The sequence below is a fragment of the Phytoplasma sp. genome (assembly GCF_035187685.1).
GTDB lineage: Bacteria > Bacillota_I > Bacilli_A > Acholeplasmatales > Acholeplasmataceae > Phytoplasma.
Genome location: NZ_CP131022.1, coordinates 64,458 through 89,863, shown reverse-complemented (window position 1 = coordinate 89,863; position 25,406 = coordinate 64,458). Strand labels below are relative to the sequence as shown.

At 22.5% G+C, this 25,406-nt stretch carries 12 protein-coding genes and 1 tRNA gene; all 13 read left to right on the top strand.

Annotation, left to right across the window (positions count from 1 at the left end; all coding sequences use genetic code 11):
* Window position 1: 1 nt before the first annotated feature.
* Entirely contained in the window at window positions 2-1,780 is a 1,779-nt protein-coding gene (locus Q2306_RS00345) for an ABC transporter ATP-binding protein (RefSeq protein WP_323847780.1), read from the top strand.
* 139 nt (window positions 1,781-1,919) lie between these two features.
* Window positions 1,920-2,006, top strand: a tRNA-Leu gene (locus Q2306_RS00340).
* Between the two features lie 138 nt (window positions 2,007-2,144).
* Entirely contained in the window at window positions 2,145-6,680 is a 4,536-nt protein-coding gene (gene polC / locus Q2306_RS00335; protein ID WP_323847779.1) for a DNA polymerase III subunit alpha, read from the top strand.
* Window positions 6,681-7,457: 777 nt separating this feature from the next.
* The gene (locus Q2306_RS00330) at window positions 7,458-9,557 is read left to right on the top strand and encodes an ATP-binding cassette domain-containing protein (RefSeq protein ID WP_323847778.1); all 2,100 of its coding nucleotides are present in this window, start codon (window positions 7,458-7,460) and stop codon (window positions 9,555-9,557) included.
* Window positions 9,558-10,963: 1,406 nt separating this feature from the next.
* Window positions 10,964-12,307: an FAD-dependent oxidoreductase gene (locus tag Q2306_RS00325; RefSeq protein WP_323847777.1), complete on the top strand. Its 1,344-nt coding sequence runs from the start codon at window positions 10,964-10,966 to the stop codon at window positions 12,305-12,307.
* A 233-nt stretch (window positions 12,308-12,540) separates the two neighbouring features.
* On the top strand, window positions 12,541-15,060 hold the full coding sequence (gene secA, locus Q2306_RS00320) for a preprotein translocase subunit SecA (protein ID WP_323847958.1): 2,520 nt from the start codon (window positions 12,541-12,543) through the stop codon (window positions 15,058-15,060).
* Window positions 15,061-15,092: 32 nt separating this feature from the next.
* The gene (gene prfB / locus Q2306_RS00315; protein ID WP_323847776.1) at window positions 15,093-16,181 is read left to right on the top strand and encodes a peptide chain release factor 2; all 1,089 of its coding nucleotides are present in this window, start codon (window positions 15,093-15,095) and stop codon (window positions 16,179-16,181) included.
* A gap of 129 nt (window positions 16,182-16,310) precedes the next feature.
* Complete coding sequence (locus Q2306_RS00310; protein WP_323847775.1) at window positions 16,311-17,063, top strand: YitT family protein; 753 nt, start codon at window positions 16,311-16,313, stop codon at window positions 17,061-17,063.
* Window positions 17,064-17,124: 61 nt separating this feature from the next.
* Window positions 17,125-18,882 carry a nitrilase-related carbon-nitrogen hydrolase gene (locus Q2306_RS00305; RefSeq protein WP_323847774.1) on the top strand — a complete coding sequence of 586 codons (1,758 nt, stop codon included), beginning with the start codon at window positions 17,125-17,127 and terminating at the stop codon, window positions 18,880-18,882.
* A 42-nt stretch (window positions 18,883-18,924) separates the two neighbouring features.
* Window positions 18,925-20,073 carry a tRNA 2-thiouridine(34) synthase MnmA gene (mnmA, locus tag Q2306_RS00300; protein WP_323847773.1) on the top strand — a complete coding sequence of 383 codons (1,149 nt, stop codon included), beginning with the start codon at window positions 18,925-18,927 and terminating at the stop codon, window positions 20,071-20,073.
* Between the two features lie 78 nt (window positions 20,074-20,151).
* Window positions 20,152-22,377 (top strand): RelA/SpoT family protein, encoded by a 2,226-nt coding sequence (locus Q2306_RS00295; protein WP_323847772.1) that lies wholly within the window; start codon window positions 20,152-20,154, stop codon window positions 22,375-22,377.
* A 9-nt stretch (window positions 22,378-22,386) separates the two neighbouring features.
* The gene (hisS, locus tag Q2306_RS00290; protein WP_323847771.1) at window positions 22,387-23,649 is read left to right on the top strand and encodes a histidine--tRNA ligase; all 1,263 of its coding nucleotides are present in this window, start codon (window positions 22,387-22,389) and stop codon (window positions 23,647-23,649) included.
* A 1-nt stretch (window position 23,650) separates the two neighbouring features.
* A complete protein-coding gene (gene aspS / locus Q2306_RS00285; protein WP_323847770.1) occupies window positions 23,651-25,396 on the top strand; it encodes an aspartate--tRNA ligase in 1,746 nt (581 codons plus the stop codon).
* The last annotated feature ends 10 nt before the right edge of the window (window positions 25,397-25,406 follow it).

Genomic DNA, 25,406 nt, shown 5'->3' with positions numbered 1-25,406 from the left:
AATGCTGAAAATATTTAAATACTTAAAACCTTTTAAAACACGAATAATATTTAGTATTTTTTTAATTTTTATTATTTCTGCTTTTCAATGTTATATCCCAATCTTTGAAGGCAAAGTATTAGATATCATTAATTCAAAAAACCATGACAATATAGAAACATATAATTCTAAAATTAATAAAATTTTAATTTTAAATTTTTTATTTTATTTTTTATGTGCTGTCGGAAAATTCATTTATAATAAATTTTTAATAACCTCTATTCATACAGGTATTAAAAATATGCGCCAAGATATTTATGCTAAAATCAATAGATTACCTATTCATTATTTTGACCAAAATACTGTTGGAGATATTATGAATAAAATGACTAACAATGTTGATATTATTTCCAATGGTTTACAACAAACTTTTGCTTCTATAATTTATTCTTTTTTTCATATAACAATGTTATTCATTTATATGTTGTATATAAACCTTTCTTTTGGTTTAGTTATTTCTTTGATGATACCTTTTTCATTTATGGTTATTTTCGTTATTAACAAGAAATCACGTCATATTTTTATTCAAAGATTTGATAAAACATCTGAATATAATGGATTTTTACAAGAAAAATTCAACGGTCAAAAAGAAATCATTTTATATAATCAACAAGAAAATGTTTTTAAAGAATTTCAAAATATTAATCAAGATTTATCTAAGATGATTTTCAAATCTAATTTTGTATCTAGCTTAGCAATTCCTATTGTTAATTCTTTTACATATATCATACAAACTATTGTTATTATTTTAGGATATTTTTTGATATCTCCTGATCCTAATAACGCTAACATTCCAAATTTACTTAAAAATTTAGGCTTTGTAGCTATTCAATTAGGTATGTTTGAAGCTTTTATACAATTTGTTTGGCGTCTAGGCAATCCTATTAACGATTTAAGTCATTTTTTTGTTATTACTCAATCCACTAAAGCCGCTATTAAAAAAGTTTTTGATTTTTTATACGAAGACGAAGAAAAAGATTTTAATCAAAAAGATTTATCTTTAAATAAAATCGAAGGAGCAGTAACTTTTTCTAATGTTTCTTTTGGCTATTCAAAAGATAAACCTATAATCAAAAATATTAATTTAAATATTCATAAAAATCAAAAAGTAGCTATTGTAGGTTCTACTGGTTCAGGAAAAACAACTTTAATCAATCTTTTAACTAGATTTTATGAAATCGATGAAGGTTCTATAACTATTGATGGAATAGACATTAGAGACTTTAACAAAAAATATTTAAGACAAATTTTAGGTTTAGTTCTACAAGATGTTTGGTTGTTTAAAGGCACTATTCTAGAAAATATTAAATATGGTAGTGAAGACAAAACAGATGAAGAAGTCATAGAAATAGCTAAACAAACTAAAATTCATGATTTTATTATGTTTAAAGATAAAGGTTATCAAACAATTATTAATGAAGAATTAGATAATTTATCTCAAGGAGAAAAACAATTAATTACGATAACTAGGACTTTGTTACGCGATCCTTCTATTTTAATTTTAGATGAAGCTACTTCTACTATTGATACACAAATGGAAATAATTTGTCAAAAATCTATTCAAAAATTATGCGCCAACAAAACTTCTTTTGTTATTGCGCATCGTCTGTCTACAATTGTTAACTCTGATGTTATTGTAGTTTTGAAAAGCGGATTTATTATTGAACAAGGCAAACACGAAGAACTATTAGAACTAAAAGGAGTTTATCATAGTCTTTATCATAGTCAATTTCAACAATAAACTAAAATATCAGAAATAAAGTTTATAAATTTATGTCTGATAAATTATTTTAAATTTACATTTTATTATTATTGTTCTTATGATATAATAGAATTATAATTAGAATTATTAAAAATTACAAACGGATTATATAAAATAAGCTGGTGTGGCGAAATTGGTATACGCATTTGACTCAAAATCAAACGAGTTCAAGCTCATGTCGGTTCGAGTCCGACCATCAGTACCAAATTCAATTTTTATTTTTATAAATAAAAAAACATCACATGAGAAATGAGAAACTTTTTTCATGTGTTTTATTTTTTTATATACCTATATTGAAAAAAATATTATTTTAAAAATCTAAAAAATTATAAGAGAAAAAAATATGTCTTCTCAGAATATATCTAATAAATTTAATTCTTTTATACAAGAATTTAATAATAAAAGAAAAACCACTTATAAGTTAGACAAAACAATTGTTTATACAAACGCAAACAAATGGATTTTGAATATTTCAGGAGAAAAAAATTCATTGAATATTGATTATTTAGACATTTTTGAACAAGAAACGCAACAATTTATTAGTGACGAAACTAAAAAATTCATTCCGAATTTGAATAATGATATTCATATTTCATTCGCTAATTTTAATGATGTGTATGATTCAGATTTATGGATTAAAATATTTCAATATCTTTTAAAAAAAATAATTCAAAAAGAAGATACAAAAAAAATATTTTCTATGTTAGAAGATACAATTAATTCAAAAATCGAAATTACAAATATTGATTTTTATGAAAAAAAATGTCATATACACATTATATTCAATCAATATTTCAAAGAATACAATGAAATAAAATTAAAAAATATAATTATAAAATTAGAAAAAATATTAAAAAAAGAATACGGTTCTAATTTAAATTTAATTATACAAAAAATTCATTTTCCTCATTTATCACCGGCAATAAATGATTCAAATAATATAATTAATAATAGATTTTTTTTAAAATTTAATGATATACCAGTATTATATAAAGAAACTACATATTTTACAAAAAAATATGATAAATTTTGGATAAAAGGTTATGTTCAACAAATTTCAAAAAGAGAAAATAAAAATAAACAAATTACATTTACTTTTTATTTAATTGATCCAGATACAAAACAAGATTCTATTTTTTATAGAAATTTTTTAGATCCTAACAAAAATTTTTATAAAAAAATAGATAAAGAAATTAAAGAAGGAAGTTTTATCGAAATTTTAACTTCTGTAAAATATAGTAACAATAATTATAAAAAAGAAGATTTTTGTTTTCAATTAAATGATTATAACATTGTAAATTCGATACCTTTACATCTAGAAAGAATAGATAATTATCAAGGTAAAAAAAGAATTGAATTTCATCTTCATACAAAAATGTCTAATTTAGATGCTACAAATAGTGCTAAAGATTATATCGAAACAGCTATAAGATGGGAACATAAAGCGATCGCATTTACAGATCATAATGGGCTTTATGCTTATCCTGAGATAGATCAATTTTCTCGTAATAAACCTATTAAACCTATTTTGGGGGTAGAATTAGAATTTATTGAAGAAAAACCTATTTTTATTACTAACTTAGAACAATATCCTAATTTCAAGAATTTTACGTTAAAAAAACATAAATATGTTGTTTTTGATATTGAAACTACTGGTTTTTCAGAATTTAGAGACAAAATTATTGAGATATCAGCTGTTAAAATAGAAAACGGACAAATAATAAAATCTTTTTTTAATGAATTAATTAACCCTGAATTAAAATTAAATAAAAATATTACAGACTTAACAGGAATTACAGAAAAAGATTTAGAAAATAAACCCATCATAGAAGAAATTTTACCTAATTTCTTCGAATGGATCAAAGGCTATGTTTTAGTCGCTCATAATTATTCTTTTGATATGGGTTTTTTAAAAGAAAAAGCTAAACATTTAAATATATCTTTCGAAGAACAACCTTTTATAGATACTTTAGCTTTGAGTCAAAAATATTTTGAAAAAAACTTAAAATATTTTTCTTTAAAAAGACTTGCTAAATATTTTAAAGTGAATCCAGACATAAAAGGTAATCATCATAGAGCTTTATTTGACGCTTGTACTACAGCACATATTTTATTAAAAATGTTTGATCTATTAGAGGAACAAAATATTTTACATTTTTATGATTTAAAGGGCAGTTTGCCTCCCAAATTTGAAAGACCTTATCATGTTAATATTTTAGTAAGCAACCAGATAGGTTATAAAAATTTATTTTATATGATAAGTGATGCTTTAACTAAAGATTTTTATAAAACTCCTAGATTATTAAAATCTAATTTTGAAAAATATAAAAAAGGATTACTAATAGGTAGCGGTTGTTTCGAAGGAAATGTTTTTCAAACTGCTTTAAATAAAAACGATAAAGAATTAAGCAAAGTTATTTCTTTTTATGATTATATTGAAGTCCAACCTGTTAATAGTTATAAACATGTTATTTATGATTTAAATGGAGATGATGAAAATAACCAAGGCAAAGCATTAATTCAAGACATAATTTGCAAAATTATAAAAGAGGCTCAAAAACAAAATAAAATTGTTATTGCTACTGGAGATGTTCATTATTTAAATCATTATGACAAAATTTATAGAGAAATTTATATTAATGCAAAATTAGTTGGCGGTGGCTTACATAAATTGTCTAAATATCCATCCTATAATTTACCAGATAATTATTTTTTAACTACTCAAGAAATGTTAAATGCTTTTGATTTTATTAACGATCAAAAACTTAAAGAGGATTTAGTTATCAACAATACTCATTTATTAAATGATAAAATAGAACAAATACAAATCTTTCCTCAAAAAATTTTTTCATTAAAAGATAATAATTTTGCTACAAATTTAAAAATTCCAAGCATTAAAAAAGAAATACAAAAATTAATAAAAAAACAATTAAAACAAATATATGGAAAAGATTTACATCCTATAATTGAAAAAAGATTAACAAAAGAATTAAAAAGTATTGTTTCTGATAACAAAAATACAGATAATAATATAGCGCCCATATATTATTTAGCTTATTTATTAGCTAAAAAATCTATAGAAAATGATTATCCAGTAGGTTCACGAGGTTCTATTGGTTCTTCTTTTGTAGCAACTCTTTTAGGAATAACAGAAGTTAATCCTTTAAAACCTCATTATATTTGCCCGCAATGTCAATATACTGTCTTTCCAAATATGACTATAGAAGAAGAAAAAGATTATCAAAAATATATAAAACTAAAAGGTTTAGATTCTAATATTTATTCTAATTTAAAAAATGTTTTATCAGGATATGATTTACCGAATATGAATTGTCCTTTTTGTTCCATTAACTTTTTAAAAGATGGTCAAGATATCCCTTTTGAAACTTTTCTTGGTTTTGAAGGTAATAAAACTCCTGATATAGATTTAAATTTTGCAGGAGATTACCAACCTAAAGCCCATGATTATATGAAAGAATTATTAGGTGAAGATTGTGTTTTTAGAGCTGGAACAATTCAAACAGTAGCAAAACAAACTGCTTTCGGTTATATTAAAGGTTTTATTAAAGATAAACAAATAGAAGACAAAATAAGGCCTTTCGAAATTTCTAGAAGAGCCAATGCAATTGAAGGAGTGAAACGTTCCACTGGGCAACACCCTGGCGGGATCGTTGTTATTCCACGAGATATTTCTGTATATGACGTAACTCCAACTCAATTTCCAGCTAACGATGTAGAATCTAATTGGAAAACTACTCATTTTGATTACCATTCTTTTGAAGATAATTTATTCAAAATGGATATTTTAGGTCATGATGATCCTATGTTGATTAAATTTTTTATGGATTATGTTAAAAAAAATCCAGAAAATTTTAATTTTAATTCTTATCAAAATATTCCTGTTAACGATCCTAAAGTTTATAAATTATTTTCTAATGAAAATTTAATGCCTAACGGCAAACCTATTACAACAATTGCTATTCCGGAATTTGGAACAGATTTTGTAAAAAACATGTTAAAAGATATTTATGCTAAAGAAAACAAAACTTTTAATTTTGGTACTTTAGTTAAAGTTTCGGGTTTATCACATGGAACAGATGTTTGGTCCCAAAATGCTAAAGATATTTTAAACAACAGAAATGATATTGTTTTCGATGATATTATTGGTTGTCGTGATGATATTATGTTATATTTAATTCAAAAAAATATTGTTCCATCAAAAGCTTTTGAAATTATGGAATTAGTTCGTAAAGGGAAACAATACTCTGAACCTAACAAATGGCAAAAAATAATGACTTGGCTAAAAGAAGAAAAAGTAATACCAGAATGGTATTTAGAATCTTTAAGAAAAATTAAATATCTTTTCCCTAAAGCACATGCAGCTGCTTATGTTTTAATGGCTATAAGAATTGCTTGGTTCAAAGTAAATCATCCTCTTTTATTTTATAGTGGTGTTTTTTCTACAAGATTAGAGCAATTTGATTATGATATAATGTTAACAAATTCTGAACAAATTGATGCCAAAATTCAAAATTTAGTCAAAAAAAATGACAAACAAAAAAATACTTCTAAAGAACAAAACATGATAAATACTTTAAATATTGCATCAGAAATGATTCAAATGGGATTTAAGTTTTTACCAATTGATTTAAATAAATCTGAAGCTTTTGAATTTGTTATACATAATAATAATTCTTTAATTATGCCTTTTATTTCATTAGATGGTTTAGGAGAAAAAGTTGCTCATAATATAATTACTGAAAGAAAAAATAAATTATTTACACAATTAGATTTTCAAAAAAGAGTCAAATTAAATAAAACTATTTCTAAAAGAATTATAGAAGAGTTAAAATTAGTAGAAAAATTACCTTTAGAATAAATAGAAAATTTGGTTTCAATTAAGTTTAAAAAGAATGGCTTAATATTTTATATTTTTTTATTTTGTTTTATATTATAATTAAATAAGACCTTTTTAAAGGGTCTTATTTAATTATTGGAGTGTTCTTAAAAACTAATCTATGAGAAAATCTCGTTTTGTTCTAAAAAACACTTTTTAGAAATCAAAATTGTTTTATTAATTATTTTTATAATAACATAAAATTTATTTTTTGAGTTTTAAAAAATATGAAATAATAAGCTTGATTTTAAATCTTAAAGAATTATTTCAAAAATAAAAACTGTATTAAAACAAGGAAGAGATCAAAAGTATTATAAAACTGTTAGTAGTTTTGTTTTGAAATATATTTATAAATAGGATGTTTTTTTAACACGATAACAACCTTTTTTAAATTTAGTTAAGAATTATGAAATATTTTAACTCATCTTCGCAATAGTATATAATGTTTAAACTATTTGTTATAATTTTTTTTAATTAATTTTCCATATTTATCTAGTTTTTGAAATTCTAGTTGTTATATTTGCAAAGTTTATAGTTTATTGATGTTGGTTTTAATAATTATTTCTTTGATTTGGTTTTTGTTTTTATAATTGATTTGAAAAATATAAAAATGCGTCTTTAAAGATATTATTTTGAGTTCTATTTTTTTAAAAAACAAACAAGTTTTTTAGAAAAAAATAAATTTGAATAAAATAAAAATTTATTTTTTAATTTATTTATGTTACAAAACTTATGTTTAATAAAAAGAAAGAAGTATATATGTTAAAAATTTTAAATTTATCTAAAAAGTATAAAACAGGATTTATTGCTCTAAAAAACATTAATATCGAATTTGGAAATAAAGGGCTAATTTTTATCACAGGAAAATCAGGTAGCGGCAAAACTACTTTGATGAATATTTTAGGTGGTTTAGATAAATATTCTGACGGAGAAATTATGCTTGATAACATATCAACTAAATTTTTTAATCAAAAACAATTAGATAAATTTCGTAATTATTATTTAGGTTTTATATTTCAAGAATACAATTTATTGAAAGATTTTACTGTTGCTGAAAATATTTCAATTGCTTTGGAATTACAAGATAAAAAAGCTTTAACTTATGAAATTGATGATATTTTAAAACAAATGGATTTACAAAATTTTAAAAATTCGAAGATTAATGAAATTTCAGGAGGTCAAAAACAAAGAGTTGCGATTGCACGAGCTTTAGTTAAAAAACCTAAAATCATTTTAGCAGATGAACCAACAGGTGCTTTAGATAGTGTTACAGGCAAACAAATTTTAGAAATTATTAAAAAAATATCCAAAAATAAATTAGTTATTATTATATCTCATGATTTAAATGCTGCTTTAAATTATGGAGATAGAATAATAGAAATGAAAGATGGTCAAATTGTTTCTGATAAAATAAATAATGCAAATATAATAGAAACATTAGACAAAAAAATTAATAATAAAAATGAAAACTTTTCGTTTAATAAGAAAACTTCAAATTTAAATTTTGCTAAATCTTTTAAAATAGCTTTTAAATATTTTAAATATAAACCTATAAATATGTTTCTAAATATTTTATTAACTATTTTTTCTTTAGTGTTTTTTGGAGTAGGTTTATGTTTCGCTTTATATAACAAAAATGAAACTATTTATAATTCTTTTAAAAAAAATTCAAATATGATATTAATTTCTAAAATGAATGAAATGAATAATACAGAGATTCAAAAATTTATTGAAGAATATACAGATAATAATTGGGAACCTGTATATACATTTGATCAAGAATGTAAAAATATTTTTAAACAAAACTTTAACGAAAACCTATATTATATTTGTGATATTTTTCAATTAACAGAAAAGCAATTTGTTAAATATGATTTAAAATTTGAAGAATTAGAAAATTATTTTAAAATAAAAGGCTTAAAAATTACACAAATGCCTTCGTCACAAGAATTTAATTTTTTTATTCCTCAGTTTTTTATAGAAAAAATCAAAGAAATGATTGAAGAAAATTACAATAATTCCGATATCGAATTAAAAAACAATGCTTTACAAAATTTCCAAAAAATTTGTTCGAAAATAGGGATAATTAAGAATAATATACAAGAAAACAAAAGATTTGATGATGTTAAAAATTTAAAAAAAGAAGAAATAACCAAAATGTATGAAGACCCTATAAGAAATTTAATAAAAATTGCTTCATATAATTTATTTGAAATAAATAAAAATGAAAGTTATGAGAGTAATTTTTATATTTCAGAATCTTTTTTAAAACAAGCGCAAATAAAAAATTCTAATTTAAAATTAAAATTCTTCAGAGTTAAATCAAGTTATTTGCAAGATGAAAAATTAAAAAAATTAATATCCGATCATACAAAAAATATAAATACTCAAAATTCTAAATTTACTTTATCTTCTCCTATGGTTCATTTCGCTGATTCAGTAGAACCTATTTTTAAAAAAATAAGTTATGTTTTTATATTTATAAGCTTTAATTATTTTTTATTTGCAATTGTTTTAATTTTTAATTTTATTTCATCTACTATTAAAGATAAAAAAAAAGAAATTGGCATTTTAAGGGCTATTGGTGCAAGTAGCAAAGATGTTTGTAATATTTTTTTAAAAGAAATTTTATTGATTTTTTTTATAATTTCAACAATTTCTTGTTTAGTTATTAAATCAATTATTTGGTATGGTAATTATTTAATTTCTAATCTAATTTGGGTTCATATAATTAAATTTGGATTATATCAAATAATTACCGTATCGTTAACTTCCTTAATTATTCTTTTAATCTCTTGCTTCATTCAAATTTTTAATATCACAATTAAAAAACCTATTGACATTATTTTAGAAAAATGATTGCTATTGAATAATTTATATTGTTTGTGATGTTTCTTTTTTTAAGTACGACCTTTAGAGCATTCTTTGGCATTTAAAATTTTTCTTTAAAAATTTAAAATCAAGACTATAATTTCATATCTTTTCAAAATAAAAAAATATCTTTTTACACTTTTTTTAGATTCATTTGATAAAATAAATAAAAAAATTCGCTTCTTTTTGTAACAAAAATTAGATTTTAAGCAAATTAGATTATAAATCACCTTTTAAAATATGCCAACTTATCTAAATAATATTAAAAAAAATAACAGCAAATAGGGGATATATTTTATTTTGGTTCCTTTAATTGTATACTACTTATTAAGTAACAAGAAATAAAGGCGATAAAAGATGTAGTTTTTTATATCGAATGAATAATAATAATGAAAACGATACAATGATAATATCAAATATAATTATCGATATAAAATATCTGAGTTGTTCCAAAAAATGTCTAAACTTTTGGAACAACTCAACGTCTTATAATTTATTTTGCATATTTTTGTAAAAATCTTTTTTTGTAATTTACAAGATATATTTTTTTGATTATATAAAATACAATTAAAAAAAGCAAATTATGTAAACGTTTTACAAATATGTACTTTTTAAATATACAAAAACTATATATAGATTTTTGTTCTTAAATAATATTATTTGTTCTAAATCTAGGTTATATTTGTTAATTTTATTAATATTATATTTGATCTTCTTTCAATTAAGAGTCAATTTTTATCATATTCGATATCAAAGTCGACAGCTTCTGCATTATCAAATTCTAGATAATTATTTATTTTAACATTTAGATAATGTATGTTATTCGTTTTTTAATTAAATCCGTCTAGAATATCTTTCCAATCTTCGAGAATTTTTTTATTATCAATAGGCAAATACAAATTCCTTTTTATATAGTTCAGACAAAATATATCTAATTTCTACATGTTTCAAATTCAAAAAAAATTAATATTTAGAGTATAAATTTACTGACGTAGTTGATAATATAACGGATAAAAAATTTTGTCTCCTTATCTTAAATATCAAATAACAATTAATTATTAATATAACATAAAATAAAAAATTTTTACAAATTTTCAAATTAAATAATTATATATTATAATTACGAATCGTATTTAAGAATGTTAATTTAAAAAAACTTAAAAACAATAATTTTCACAAAATACATTAGAACTATTAATTGTTTAGGCAAAAACAAAAAATATAAAAATAAAACTTTTTAAAAATTTTTATTATGAAAAAAATAATATTTTTATATTACATGAAAAAAAATTAATAAACAATTTAAATTAAGTTATAATTATATTGAATAGTTATTTTTTATTTTTTTATGTTGTTACGAAAAACAATAAAAATCATTAAGGCGAGGATATATAATGAAAGTAATTGTCATTGGTTGTAATCACTCAGGAACAGCCGCAGTTAGAACAATGTTAAAAAAAAACAAAGATATTGAAGTTAATATTTATGAAAAAAACGACAACGTTTCTTTTTTATCTTGTGGAATAGCATTATATATAGGTGGGGTAGTTAAAGATAGAAAAGGTCTTTTTTATTCTAGTGCTGAAGAATTATCTAATTTAGGGGCTAATGTAAAATTAAAACACGAAATTATTAAAATAGATTTAAATAAAAAACAAATTTTAGCTAAAAATTTAAAAACTGGTCATGAATTTATTGATAATTTTGATAAATTAATTCTTTCAACTGGTTCTTGGCCGATCATTCCTAACATAAAAGGTATTCGTTCTAAAAATGTTTTATTATCTAAAAATTTAGAACATGCTAATCAAATTATTGAATATGCTAAGGATATTAATAAAATAACAGTTGTTGGTGCTGGATATATAGGAGTAGAATTAGCTGAAGCTTTTTCTAGACAAAAAAAAGAAGTAACTTTGATAGATATCGAAAATAGAATAATGCCGAAGTATTTAGATAAAGAGTTTACTGATATAGCTGAAGAAAGTTTAAAAGAACATAATGTCAAATTAGCTTTAGGTCAAAAAGTAATTGAATTTGAAACTAAAGATGATTTAGTAACTAAGGTAACAACAGATAAAGGTTCTTATGAAACAGAAATGGTTATTGCATGTATTAGTTTTAGACCTTATACAGATTTAGTTAAAGGTATTTTAGAATTAGATTCCAATAACGCTTTAAAAGTTAATGAATATTTACAAACTTCACATCCTGATGTTTATGGTTGTGGGGATTGTATAAATATTATTTACAATCCAAATGATAAGAAAAGTATGTATATTCCTTTAGCTACAAACGCTATAAGAACTGGAACTATTGCAGGATTAAATATTCAAAAAAATTTTTATAAATATTTAGGTACTCAAGGTACAAGTTGCATTCAAATTAATGATTTAAGTATTTCTTCTACAGGTTTAAATGAACATAGTGCTAAATTATTCGGCATTAATTATGATACAATCACAATAAAAGACGCTAACAGACCTGAATTTATGCCTGAATATAATAAAGTTTTATTAAAAATTTTATTTAACAAAGATACAAGAGTTATTTTAGGAGGGCAAATTTTATCTACTACTGATTTAACTGAGAAAATGAATACCTTAAGTATTTGTATTGAACAAAAAACTACTATTGATATTTTAGCTTTTAAAGATTTTTCTTTTCACCCATATTTCAGTAAACCATGGAGTTTGTTAAATTTAGCAGGAATAAAATATTTAGAAACTGTTAAATAATATAAATAGTAATTTTAAAAACTATGTTTAATACACATAAACATAGTTTTTATTTTTATTTATTAAAATTTTTTGATATCGAAACAATATAAATATTTGAATGTTATGTCAAAATTTACAAAAATATAAAAATTTTATGTTTTTTTTAAATATTTATATTATTAAAACAAATTATTAAATTTTTTTAAAATAATTCCGTTGTATATGTTTTAAGAAAGGCCTAATATAAAATGATTTTTAACTTTGTAAAAAATTTTTTTAATTCCTCCAATAAATATTTAAAAAAAATAAAACCATTAGTAAATCAAATCGAAACATTCAATAATTTATTTTCAAAATTAAATAATGAAGATTTTCCAAAAGAAACAGAAAGATTAAAAAAACTTTATAACGAAGGAGCTTCTTTAGATGATTTATTAGCAGAAGCTTTTGCTTTAGCAAAAGAAGCTTGTAAAAGAGTAACAGGTTTAGATCCTTATAATGTTCAAATGTTAGGAGCTATTGTCTTACATAAAGGACAAATTGCTGAAATGAAAACAGGTGAAGGTAAAACTTTAACTTCAGTTATGCCTGCTTATTTAAATGCTTTAAACGGTAAAGGCGTTCATATTGTTACCGTTAATGAATATTTGGCTCGCCGTGAATCTGAAGGAGAAATAGGTGATATTTTTCGATTTTTAGGAATGACTGTGGGTTTAAATATTAAAGAAAAAAACATTGAAGAAAAAAAATTAACTTATAAGTGCGATATTATTTATTCTACTAATAGCGAATTAGGTTTTGATTATTTAAGAGATAATATTCAAACTAGTGTTGAAGATTTATTGATGACAAGAGAATATAATTATGCTATTATTGACGAAGTAGATTCGATTTTAATTGATGAAGCTAGAACGCCTTTAATTATTTCTAGTCCTGCTAGACAAAGCACAAAATTTTACAGAGATGCTAATCGTTTTGCTAAAACCTTAAGAGAAGATTGTTATGTTATTGATTTAGAATCTAATACAATTGAAATGACTGAACAAGGAATTCAAAAAGCTGAAACTTTTTTTCAAATTAAAAATTTATATAACGGTAGTAATTATAATTTGTTGCACTGTATTAAAAACGCTTTAAAAGCTTTTTTTCTTATGAAAAAAAATAAAGATTATTTAGTGGATAATAATAGGATTTTAATTATTGATCAATTTACAGGAAGAATTTTACGTGGACGCCAATTTAGCGAAGGTTTACATCAAGCTTTAGAAGCTAAAGAAGGTTGTCATATAGAAGCGGAAACAGAAATTAGTGCAACTATTACCTATCAAAACTTTTTTCGTATTTATAAAAAAATATCTGGTATGACAGGTACAGCTAAAACAGAAGAAAAAGAATTTATTAATATTTATAATATGAGAGTTATTGAAATTCCGACTAATAAATTAATGATTAGAACAGATGCTCCTGATTTTGTTTTCGCGACTTTAAATGATAAATGGGAAGCTTTAATTGAAGAAATAGAAACAAGATATAAAAAAAAACAACCTATTTTAATAGGTACTGTTACTGTGGCAATTTCAGAACAAATTTCCAAACAATTAAAAAAAAGAAAAATTCTCCACGAAGTTTTAAATGCTAAAAACCATTTAAAAGAAGCTGAAATTATTGCTAAAGCTGGTAAAAAAGGTTCTATTACAATAGCTACTAATATGGCAGGACGTGGTACAGATATTCGTTTAGGCGAAGGAGTAGTAGAATTAGGTGGTTTAGCTGTTTTAGGAACTGAAAGACATGAATCTAGAAGAATAGACAACCAATTAAGAGGACGTGCTGGTCGTCAAGGAGATCCCGGATTTTCAAGATTTTTTGTATCAGGAGAAGATGATTTAGTAAAACGTTTCGGTGCTAATAAAATTCAAAATATAATTATGTTGTTACAAAAAAATAAAGATAAAAACGGTAATAATAAAAATATTTCTTTTAAATTTTTTACTAGATTTTTTACTAATATGCAAAAAAAAATCGAATCTTCCAATTTTGATTATCGTAAATTTATTTTACAATTTGATTCTGTATTAGGTTTACAAAGAGAAATTATTTATCAACAAAGAAAAGAAATATTAATTACTAATAAAATAGAAGAATTAGCTTTAAACATGATAACTAAAAAAGTAGATGAAAAAGTTAAATATTTTTTATCCAATAAAATGAAAAAACAAGAAGAACAAAATTTAATTAATTTTATTAATTATTTAGAAAAATTATTTTTTCCTAAAGATACTATAAAAATAGAAGAATTAAAAGAAAAAACAGAAAATAAAAATAATTTTGAAAAAGAAATAATTCAATTAGTGCATGACAAAATAAAAAATATTTTGACAAAACACAAAGAAAACTTAATAATCGATGATAAAGAATATTACACTCAAACTTTAAAATTTATTATGCTTCAAAATATTGATAATCATTTTAAATCTCATATTTCAGATATGCATGCTTTAAGCAAAAGTATTAATTTTGTAAGTTATGGACAACAAAACGTCTTAAAAGTTTACCAAGACAAAGGACGTATTTTCTTTAATGAAATGATCGACAAGATCTCTTATGAAATAACACATATGATTTTAAAATTTTCTTTGACTAAAGAAGATTTATTAGAAATAAATAAAAAACCAGAAAATAATTTACAAAAAAATAATTTAAATCGAGATACTCTAAATAGAAAAAAAAGAAGAACAAAAAACAAAATAGTTAAAAACCCATGGAATTAAAATAACTGCATTACAAGGATTGATTCGATCATATGGAAAAATATGAAATTAATAAAATTTTAGAGCATTTAAAAATAATTTTAACAAATTTAGAACAAAAATTAGATTTAACACAAAAAAAAGAAAAAATGAATCAATTAAATAAATCAATGGCAGAACCTTCTTTTTGGGAGCAAAATAATAATAATATTGCTGAAATCACAAAAAAATTCCACAAATTACAAGAGCAAATTGATAATTTTACCAATTTAGAAAAAAAACTAAATGATTTAATGTTTTTATCAGATATAGTAGAAGAAAATACTGAGGATTTAGCTGTTTTGATAAAAGAATTAAAACAACTTCAAAAAGATATTAAAAATATTGAAATTAATATTTTATTAAATCAACCTTATGATACAAATAATGCTATTTTGACTTTGCATCCAGGTGCTGGTGGCACAGAATCACAAGATTGGTGTGAAATGTTATGTCGAATGTATCAAAAATATGCCCAAAAAAAAAACTTTCAAGTCAAAATATTATATTTACAACAAGGATTAGAAGCGGGATTAAAAACAGTTAGTTTATTGATTCAAGGTCAATATGCTTATGGATATTTAAAATCAGAAATGGGAATTCATAGATTAGTCCGTATTTCTCCTTTTGATTCTAATTTAAGAAGACATACTTCGTTTGTATCTTGTGAAGTTTTACCAGATATTAAAGAAGAAATTAAAATTGATATCAAAGAAGAAGATTTAAGAATTGATGTGTTTAGAAGTAGCGGAGCAGGTGGCCAACATGTTAATACAACAGATTCAGCGGTCAGAATAACTCATTTGCCTACTAATACAGTAGTCAATTGCCAAAACGAAAGAAGTCAAATTAAAAATAGAGAAAAAGCCTTACAAATTTTAAAAACTAAATTATTAGATTTAGCCTCTGCCCAAAAAAAAGAAAATGAAAATATTTTAAAAGAAGGACAAAAAAATATTAGTTGGGGTAATCAAATTCGAAGTTATATTTTTCATCCTTATCAAATGGTAAAAGATCATCGCACTAATCATGAAGTTTTTCAAATAGATTTAGTTATGGATGGTCATTTAGACGAATTTATAAATGCTTGTTTAAAACAATAAAGAATATATAAAATAAATAAAATTCAATTTTTACAAAAAATGCTTTTTTCAAAAATTTTATTCTCAAATAATTTAACATTTAAAATGTTAATTTTATATAAATCTTGATGCAAAGGCGATTTTATTTTTATGAAAAATGAGATAAATTATAATAAAAATTTTAAACGTTCTTTTTATAAATGGTCGATCCTTATAATTAACGATATTATTTTAGCTTTTGCAATTTATTTTTTTATTATAGGTCCTAAATTAAATAATGGTGGTTTAGATGGTTTATCTTTATTAACAATTCAAATTATTAATTTTTTTTCTTCAACTAATTTATCTGGTCAAATTTTCGATTTATGGATATTTATTTTTGTTTTTTTATTTAATTTATTAGCAATATATTTAGGTTATAAATTATTTGGTAAAGATTTTTGTCAAAAAACATTGTTTTTAGCTTTTTTTTTAACTTTTTGTTTTTTTCTTTTAAATCATTATATAGGATACGATAATAATCAAAAAATTTTGCTCCAATTTCAAAGTTTAATTCCGATTAATGAATTTATCTTTGTGATATATTCTATTTTAGGCGGTTTGTTTATTGGTTACACCTTAAGTAATATACGTAATTTAGGTTATAATACAGGTGGCATGGATATCTTGCAAAAAATTTTAAAAGATATTTATGGTATAAATTTTATTATAGCTTTATTATTAACCGACGGAATTATTATTTTTGCTTCTTCTTTAATAGAAGGTAAAAATTCAAATAGTTTTTTCATTAGATTATTTTGCTCTGTTTTATCTGTAATTATTGTCGGTTTTATAATGGAAAAAAGAGATTTTTTAAATCAAAAATCTAAAATAAAAAAATTTATTAAAACAAATAATTTTTAATTATTTAAAATTTATATCAAATAAAATAACAAATACATAATATAAGAAAGGTTTTTCGATAGTGTACAAAAATGATTTTGTTAAAATAGAAATGTCGAGTCCTAATTTGCATATCGGTAATTCTTTGAAAAATGCTCAAAATATTCTTCAAGTTTTGAACAAAAGTAAAGCAAATTTTTTATTATTTCCTGAATTATGTTTGAGTGGTTATACAGCAGGAGATTTATTTTTCGAAACTACTTTTTTAAAAGAAAATTTAAATTCTCTGGAATTTATTATTAATAATACTTCTTTTCAAGGTGTTTATTTTATTGGAATGCCTTTTTTATTGAAAGAAATTATTTTGAATGTGGCTGTTGTTATTCAAAATAAAAAAATTTTAGGAATTGTGCCGAAACAAACTATTCCTAATTACAAAGAATTTAATGAAAAAAGATGGTTTCAATCAGGAAAAAATATAAAAACTGAAATAATTAATTTTTTAGGACAAAAAGTACCGATAGGAAATATTTTATTTATTAATAAACAATTTGATATTGTATTCGGTGTTGAAATTTGTCAAGATTTATGGACAATTGAAACTCCTAGCGATTTAATGGTTTTAAATGGTGCTCATTTAATTTTTAATTTATCTTCTTCTACCGAACACGTAGACAAAGATACTCTTCGTAAATTAGCTGTTTTAAATCATTCTCGTAAACAAATTGGAGGTTATTTTTATACTAGCAGTGGTATAACTGAATCTTCTTTGGATACTCTTTTTTCTAATCATAAAATTGCTGCTGTTTTAGGCCAAATGATAGGAGAACAAGATTTAAATAATCAAAATATTAGTTTAGTGGTAGATGTCTTTATGGAATCTATTAAATACCAAAGAAGAATAGATACAACTTATGCAGATCAAATCATCGGTAAAGAATTTCCTTTTCATAAATCTTATTTTGATTTAAATGAAGTAGAATTTTATGAATTCGAAAAACCTTTAAATATGAAACCTTTTTTAGCTGAAAATAAAAAAGAATTAAATAAACAATTGAAATTATCTAACATTATTCAAGTTTTATCTTTGAAAACTCAATTATCTTCTAATCCCAAAGCTAAAATTTTATTAGAAATGACAAATAGATTAAATGAAATTTTAACTCTTTTAGCAGTTGTTCAATATTTAAAAGATAATCAAAAACCTTTAGAAGATTTAGAAATTATTATAAAAGAAAAAAATTACAAAGATGATCTTGAAAGATTTTCTTTTGAACAAAAATTAATCAAAAATTTGGGAATAACTAATATTACGATTCATCAAGAAAAATATGAATGTTTCGAATCACTTTTTAATCATGAATTTAATAAGTTAGTTTTAGTAAGTGATAATTTATCTGATAATGCTAGTGGAAAAATAAATTATAATTGTCAATCTAATAGTTACTTATACAACCTAAATTTAGGCATACCTAACACTTTAATGACAGAATTAATTCTGTTTTACTTTCAAACAAAATATGAATTTATAGAAGAAAATATTAAATATTTTTATTTTAAACAAACAGAAAAATTTTTAAATCAACAAATTATTATAGAAGATTTCATTTTATATTATCATTTAAATAATAGTTTTTCAAAAGAAAAAATAGCTTTTTTAGTGGAAAAAACTTTTCTTGTCGATTATAAAGAAATTTTATTATTGGTTTCTCAATATATTAAAAATTTTTATAAAAATCAATATAAGAGAAACAGAATGTCTCCAGGGCCTAAAATTTTATCTTGTGGTTTATCTTATCGTACAGAATTAAAACTACCAATTAATATCGAAAGAGATTAAAAAAACAGATTCACAAACAATCTTAATTTTAAAGGTTTAAATATGAAAAAAAAAGTAATTATTGGATTATCTGGCGGCGTCGACAGTAGTGTAGCTGCTTTTCTTTTAAAAAAAAAAGGTTATGATGTTGAAGGTGTTTTTATGCGTAATTGGGATAGTAGTTTAAATTATGATATCAAAGGCAATCCTTTTATTAATAATAATATTTGCCCTCAAGAACAAGATTTTAAAGATGCTCTTAAAGTTGCTGAACAATTAAAAATTAAATGCCATAAAGTAGATTTATCAGAAGATTATTGGAATAAAGTTTTTCTTTCGTTTTTAAATAGTTTAAAAGCAAATTTAACTCCTAATCCTGATGTTTTATGTAATAATAGAATTAAATTTGATGCTTTTATAAAATACGTTCAAAAATTCAAACCCGATTATATAGCTATGGGGCATTACGCTAGAATTATTTATAAAAATAAAACAAATATCTTAGCTAAAGCTTTAGATAATAATAAAGATCAAACTTATTTTTTATCTCAATTAAAAGAAGAACAATTACAAAATATTCTTTTTCCTTTAGGTGAATTAAATAAAGAACAAGTAAGACAAATCGCTTTAAAAGAAAAATTCATTACCGCTACCAAAAAAGATTCCACAGGCATTTGTTTTATTGGAGAAAGAAATTTTTTTGTTTTTTTAAATAATTATTTAAAAACCAAAAAAGGACCTATCAAAGATATAAACGGTGTTTTGTTAAAAGAACACGAAGGCGTTATCAAATATACTATTGGACAAAGAAAAAGATTAAATTTAAACGTAACAAAAGAAAACCAATCCCCCTGGTTCGTTGTTGGCAAAGACTTAAAATCTAATACTCTTTACGTTGACCAAAACTCTAATAGTTCTTATTTATATAGCGATTCAGCTTTAGTTATTGATGTTGTTTGGAGAAATTGCGGCTTTTATTTTGATAAAAAAAATGATAAAATAAGGGTATCAGCTAAATTTCGTTATCGCCAACCTGATCAAGAAGTTGAAATAATATTTTTAAGCGAAAATACAATTAAAGTTTATTATTATCAAAAAATTAAATTAGTTACTCCTGGTCAAGTTTGTTCTTTTTATAAAAAAGATTTTTGTTTAGGAGCTGGTATAATAAAAGAAGTTTATTATCAAAATCAAAAACTGATGTATGTATAAATTTACTTTAAACTTATATAGTTCATTTTTTAAAAATATCAATAATAAAAATATAAAAGATAATAGGGTGATTTGTTTGTGTTATTATTAGAAAATAAATCCAATAAAGGACCTAAAACAGAAGATAAAATATATCAAGAATTAACAATGCAAATTAATTCATATATTAAAAATCCAGATATTTTAAACAAAATACATAAATCTTATTTATTAGCTAAAGAAAAACACAAAAATCAAAAAAGAGCAACAGGAGAAGATTTTATTATTCATCCTATTCATGTGACTAAAATTCTATCTGAATTAAAAAGCGAACCTAACACTTTGATCGCAGGTTTGTTGCATGATACTCTAGAAGACACTGATTTAACTTTTGAAGAATTAAAATCTTTTGCAGGCGAAGATGTTGCTGATATAGTTAAAAGAACCACTAAATTAACTAAAATTGTGTTTAATCAACAACAAACACAAATCGATAATCAACAAAATATGTTTTTAGCTATGGCCAATGATATTCGTGTAATATTAGTAAAATTCGCTGATAGACTGCATAATATGCAAACTTTAAAAATAATGAGACCTGATAAAAGAATACGTATTTCGAAAGAAACTTTAAGTATTTATGTCCCTTTAACACATCGTTTAGGTTTATTTAAAATCAAATCAGAATTAGAAGATCTCTCTTTTCGCTATATTAATCCTGAAGAATATTATCGAATTTCTAGTTTAATTAATATGAAAAAAAACGAAAGAGAAAAATCTATTAAACAAATTATTAATAATATTGAAAAGTTATTTCATAGTTCTAATATCAAAAATTTTTCTATTAGTGGCAGAAGCAAAAATATTTATAGCATTTATAAAAAAATGACAAAAAGACAAGTAAGTTTTGAAGAAATTTTTGATTTATTAGCTATTCGTATTATTGTAGATGAAGTAGATTTATGTTATCGTTGTTTAGGAATTATTCATTCTAATTATGTTCCTTTGCCTTTAAGATTTAAAGATTATATTGCGGTTCCTAAATCTAATTTATATCAATCTTTACATAATACTGTTTTATCTAAAGATGGAACTTTATTCGAATTACAAATAAGAACTAAACAGATGAATGAAATTGCTGAACAAGGAATTGCTGCTCATTGGGGTTATAAAGAAAATAAAACTTATTCCAAACAAGATAAACAATTAGAAATTGCTAAAAAATTAAGATGGTATCAAGAATTAATTAAAATAACCCAAGATTCAGAAAGTAATTTTCCTAGAAATTCTCAACATTTTGTAAATGCTATTAAAAATGAAATTTTAACAGAAAATGTATACGTTTTCACTCCCAAACAAGAAGTATATGAATTACCAAAAGGTTCAACACCAATTGATTTTGCTTTTTTAATTCATTCTTCTATTGGTTATAGAATGACAAACGCTATTATTAATGGGAAAATTGTTTCTTTAGATTACATTTTAAAAAACGGCGATATTATAAATATTAAAACTAATAAAAATGTTTTTCGTGTTAACAAAGAATGGTTACAAATAGTTAAAACAGTTCATGCTAAAAAATTAATTAAAAAAATTTTACATAAAAATAAAAAAGAACATTTATATTTAATTAAAATAGGACAAGAGCTGTTAGAAAAAGAATTAAATAATAAAAAAATAGATTTTGTGATTGATCAAAATTTTTTAAATAAACATTTTCATAAACAAGACATCCAAAATATCAACGAATTATATATCGCTATCGCTAATAAAAAAATTACTTGTAATTTAATTATTAGTAAAATTAATAATGTTTTAGAAAAAACAAAAGTTCAAGTAGAAAACAAAACACTTACAAATTATAATAAATTATCTTATTGCGAGGATATTGGTATTTTTATAGAAGGAGTTAAAAATGTCAAATTACAATTAGCTAATTGTTGTTCTCCTGTTTTTAATGAAGATATTATAGGTTTTATTTCCAAAGGTCAAGGTATCAAAATTCACAGAAAACAATGTCCAAATTTATATAAAAACAATTCTGATGGAATGATTTCTGCTTATTGGCATAATAATTCTAAATCAAAATATTTTACTTGGATTTTTTTAATAATTTCTCGGGATCCTTCGGTTTTTATTGATATAAATAAAAAAATTAATTTATTAGGTATTAATATTTTAAAAATGAATGTAATCAATTACAAAACATCAGAAACCAAAATTAGATTAAAAATTTTAATTAATAATATCCAAGAAATAGATAAACTTATTTCTGATTTATCTCAATTACCTAATATTTATCAAATTTATAGAGGAATTAATTAAAAAACAATTATGAACAAAATTAAAGGAACGCATGATTTAATATTTCCTGAACTTGATAAATGGATTATTATAGAAAATAAAATAAAAAAATATTTAGCAAAGTATAATTTTCAAGAAATTAGAACTCCTATTATAGAATATTTGGAAGTTTTTCAACGTTCCGCTCAATATTCTGAAATGGTTTTAAAAGAAATTTTTCAATTTATAGACAAAAAAAATAGAAAAATAGCTTTAAGACCTGAAGGGACAGCTTCTATTGTTAGAAGTTATGTCGAAAATAAACTTTATCATGATAATGAATTAAAAAAATTTTATTATTATGGCCCTTTTTTTCGTTACGAAAGACCTCAAAAAGGACGTTATCGTCAATTTCATCAAATAGGATTTGAAGTAATTGGAATTCAAAATTTTTTATCAGAAATAGAAATTTTTATTTTAATAAACGATTTGTTAGATGAACTCAATTTAAAAGCTAAAATTATAATTAATAGTTTAGGAGATTTAGAATCTCGCAATCGTTTTTTAAAAAATTTTCGACCTTATATAATACAAAATACAAATCAATTATGCAATTTATGTTTAAAAAGGATAAAAACAAATATTTTAAGAATTTTTGATTGCAAAGAATGTGCTTTCAAAAAATTTTTAAAAGAAGCTCCTGTTATTTTTGATTATTTAACACAAGAATCTAAATATAAATTTCAAACTATTTTAGATATTTTGCAAAAAGCTCAGATTAATTTTGAAGTTGATTTTCAATTAGTTAGAGGTTTAGATTATTATACTGATATTATATTTGAAATTTCTTATTTTTCACTTGAACAAAAACAAAATTTAATTTTAGGCGGCGGTGGCAATTACAATGAACTTATCAAAGAATTTAGTGGTCATAAAATTAATAGTATAGGTTGTGCATTTGGAATGGAACGTTTAATGTTAGTTTTAGAAGAAAATCTTTTTTTTCAAAATTACCCAAAAAAATGTTTAGATGTTTATGTATTTGTTTTAGATGATATACTTATGTTAGATGCTGTATTTTTATTAAGGTTAATTAGAAAAAATAATATAAAATCTGAAATGAATTATAAAATATTTAATTTTAAAAAACAATTTTCCAAAATCTTATATTTAGAACCTAAATATATTATTTTTATAGGTAAAAAAGAAATGGAAAAAAATAAAGTGACCATTAAAAATGTTTTAACGCATCAAAATACTGACATAAATAAATCAAAAATAATACATTTTTTAAAAGAAAGATTGTTTGCGTAGAATGAAAACAAAATACATTTTGTCTAATACAGAAATAACATTAAAAAATGAAGGGCAAATAGTTTTAATTAAGGGCTGGATCGCAAGAAAACGAAATATAGGAGCAAAAATATTTTTAATTTTAAGAGATTTTTCTGGAATTATACAATTAGTTATCGATAAAGAACATACTCAATATCATCAAATAGCTTCTTTAAAGACAGAAAGTGTAGTTGAAATTAAAGGTTTAGTTCGAGAAAGAATAAATAAAAATTTAAATTTACAAACAGGAGAAATCGAAATTTTAATTAAAAAATGCCTAATTTTATCTGAAGCTCAAGATTTACCTTTAAATATTTTTGAAAAAACAAAAGCTTCAGAAGAACATCGTTTAAAATATCGTTATTTAGATTTAAGAAAAGAAGAAAAAAAAAAATATTTAGTGAAACGTCATCAAATTACTCAAAATATAAGACAAACTCTTTTAAATAATAATTTTTTAGAATTAGAAACCCCTATTTTATCTAAATCTACGCCTGAAGGAGCTAGAGATTATTTAGTTCCTTCCAGAATTTATCCTTTAAGTTTTTATGCTTTGCCTCAATCTCCACAAATTTTCAAACAGTTATATATGTTATCTGGTTTCGAAAGATATTTTCAAATAGCACGTTGTTTTCGCGATGAAGATTTAAGATCTGATAGACAACCAGAATTTACTCAAATAGACATCGAGGCTTCTTTTTGTACTAAAGAAAACATTATGACTTTAATAGAAGAAATAATAAAAAACCTTTTTGATTGTATTTTCAAACAAAACTTAAAAACTCCTTTGACAAAGATAACTTATGATGAAGCTTTAAACTTATATGGAACAGATAAACCTGATTTAAGATTTGATTTGTTGATTGAAAACTTAACATCTTATTTTGAAGTTGATTTTTTAAATAAAGATAATATTAAAAAACACATCAAAGGAATTAAATTAGATATAAATAATCATAAAGATTTTTTTTCAAGAAAAAAATTAGATTATTATAAAAAATTAATTAAAGAAAAATTTACTTTAGATTTAAATTTTATTCAAAAGCAAAACAACACATTCAAAGGATATTTAAGCAATTTTATAACAAATTCATCTTTTATAAAAGAAAAAGAAATTTATTTTTTTATTTTATTTAACAAAGTAAAAGAAATTAACCAAAATAATGTTTTAAAAGCTTTAGGTTTTTTAAGAAATAAATTAGCGCAAGATTTAGAATTATATGAACCTCACAAAGAATCTTTATTATGGATTGTTGATTTTCCTTTATTAAAATTGGATGAATCGCAAATGAAATATGTTTCTATTCACCATCCTTTTACTGCGCCCATAAATATAGAACAATTATATAAAGAACCTGATAAAGTAAAAGCACAAACTTATGATTTAATTTGGAATGGTTATGAAATTGGTGGAGGTTCCTTAAGGAATTATCAATATCAAGTTCAAGAATTTATTTTTGAGAAATTAGGACTGACCAAAGAAGAAATTCAACAAAATTTTGGTTTTTTTAATGAAGCTTTAAAATACGGTGCACCTCCTCATGGCGGAATTGCTTTAGGTTTAGATCGCTTAGTAATGTTATTTACTAAAACAAATAATATTAAAGATGTTATTGCTTTTCCTAAAACACAAAGTGGTCAAGATTTAATGATGAAAAGTCCTGATTTCATTGACGAAAAACAATTAACAATTTTAAAATTACAAAAATTAGAAAAAAACAAATAATAAAATAGTT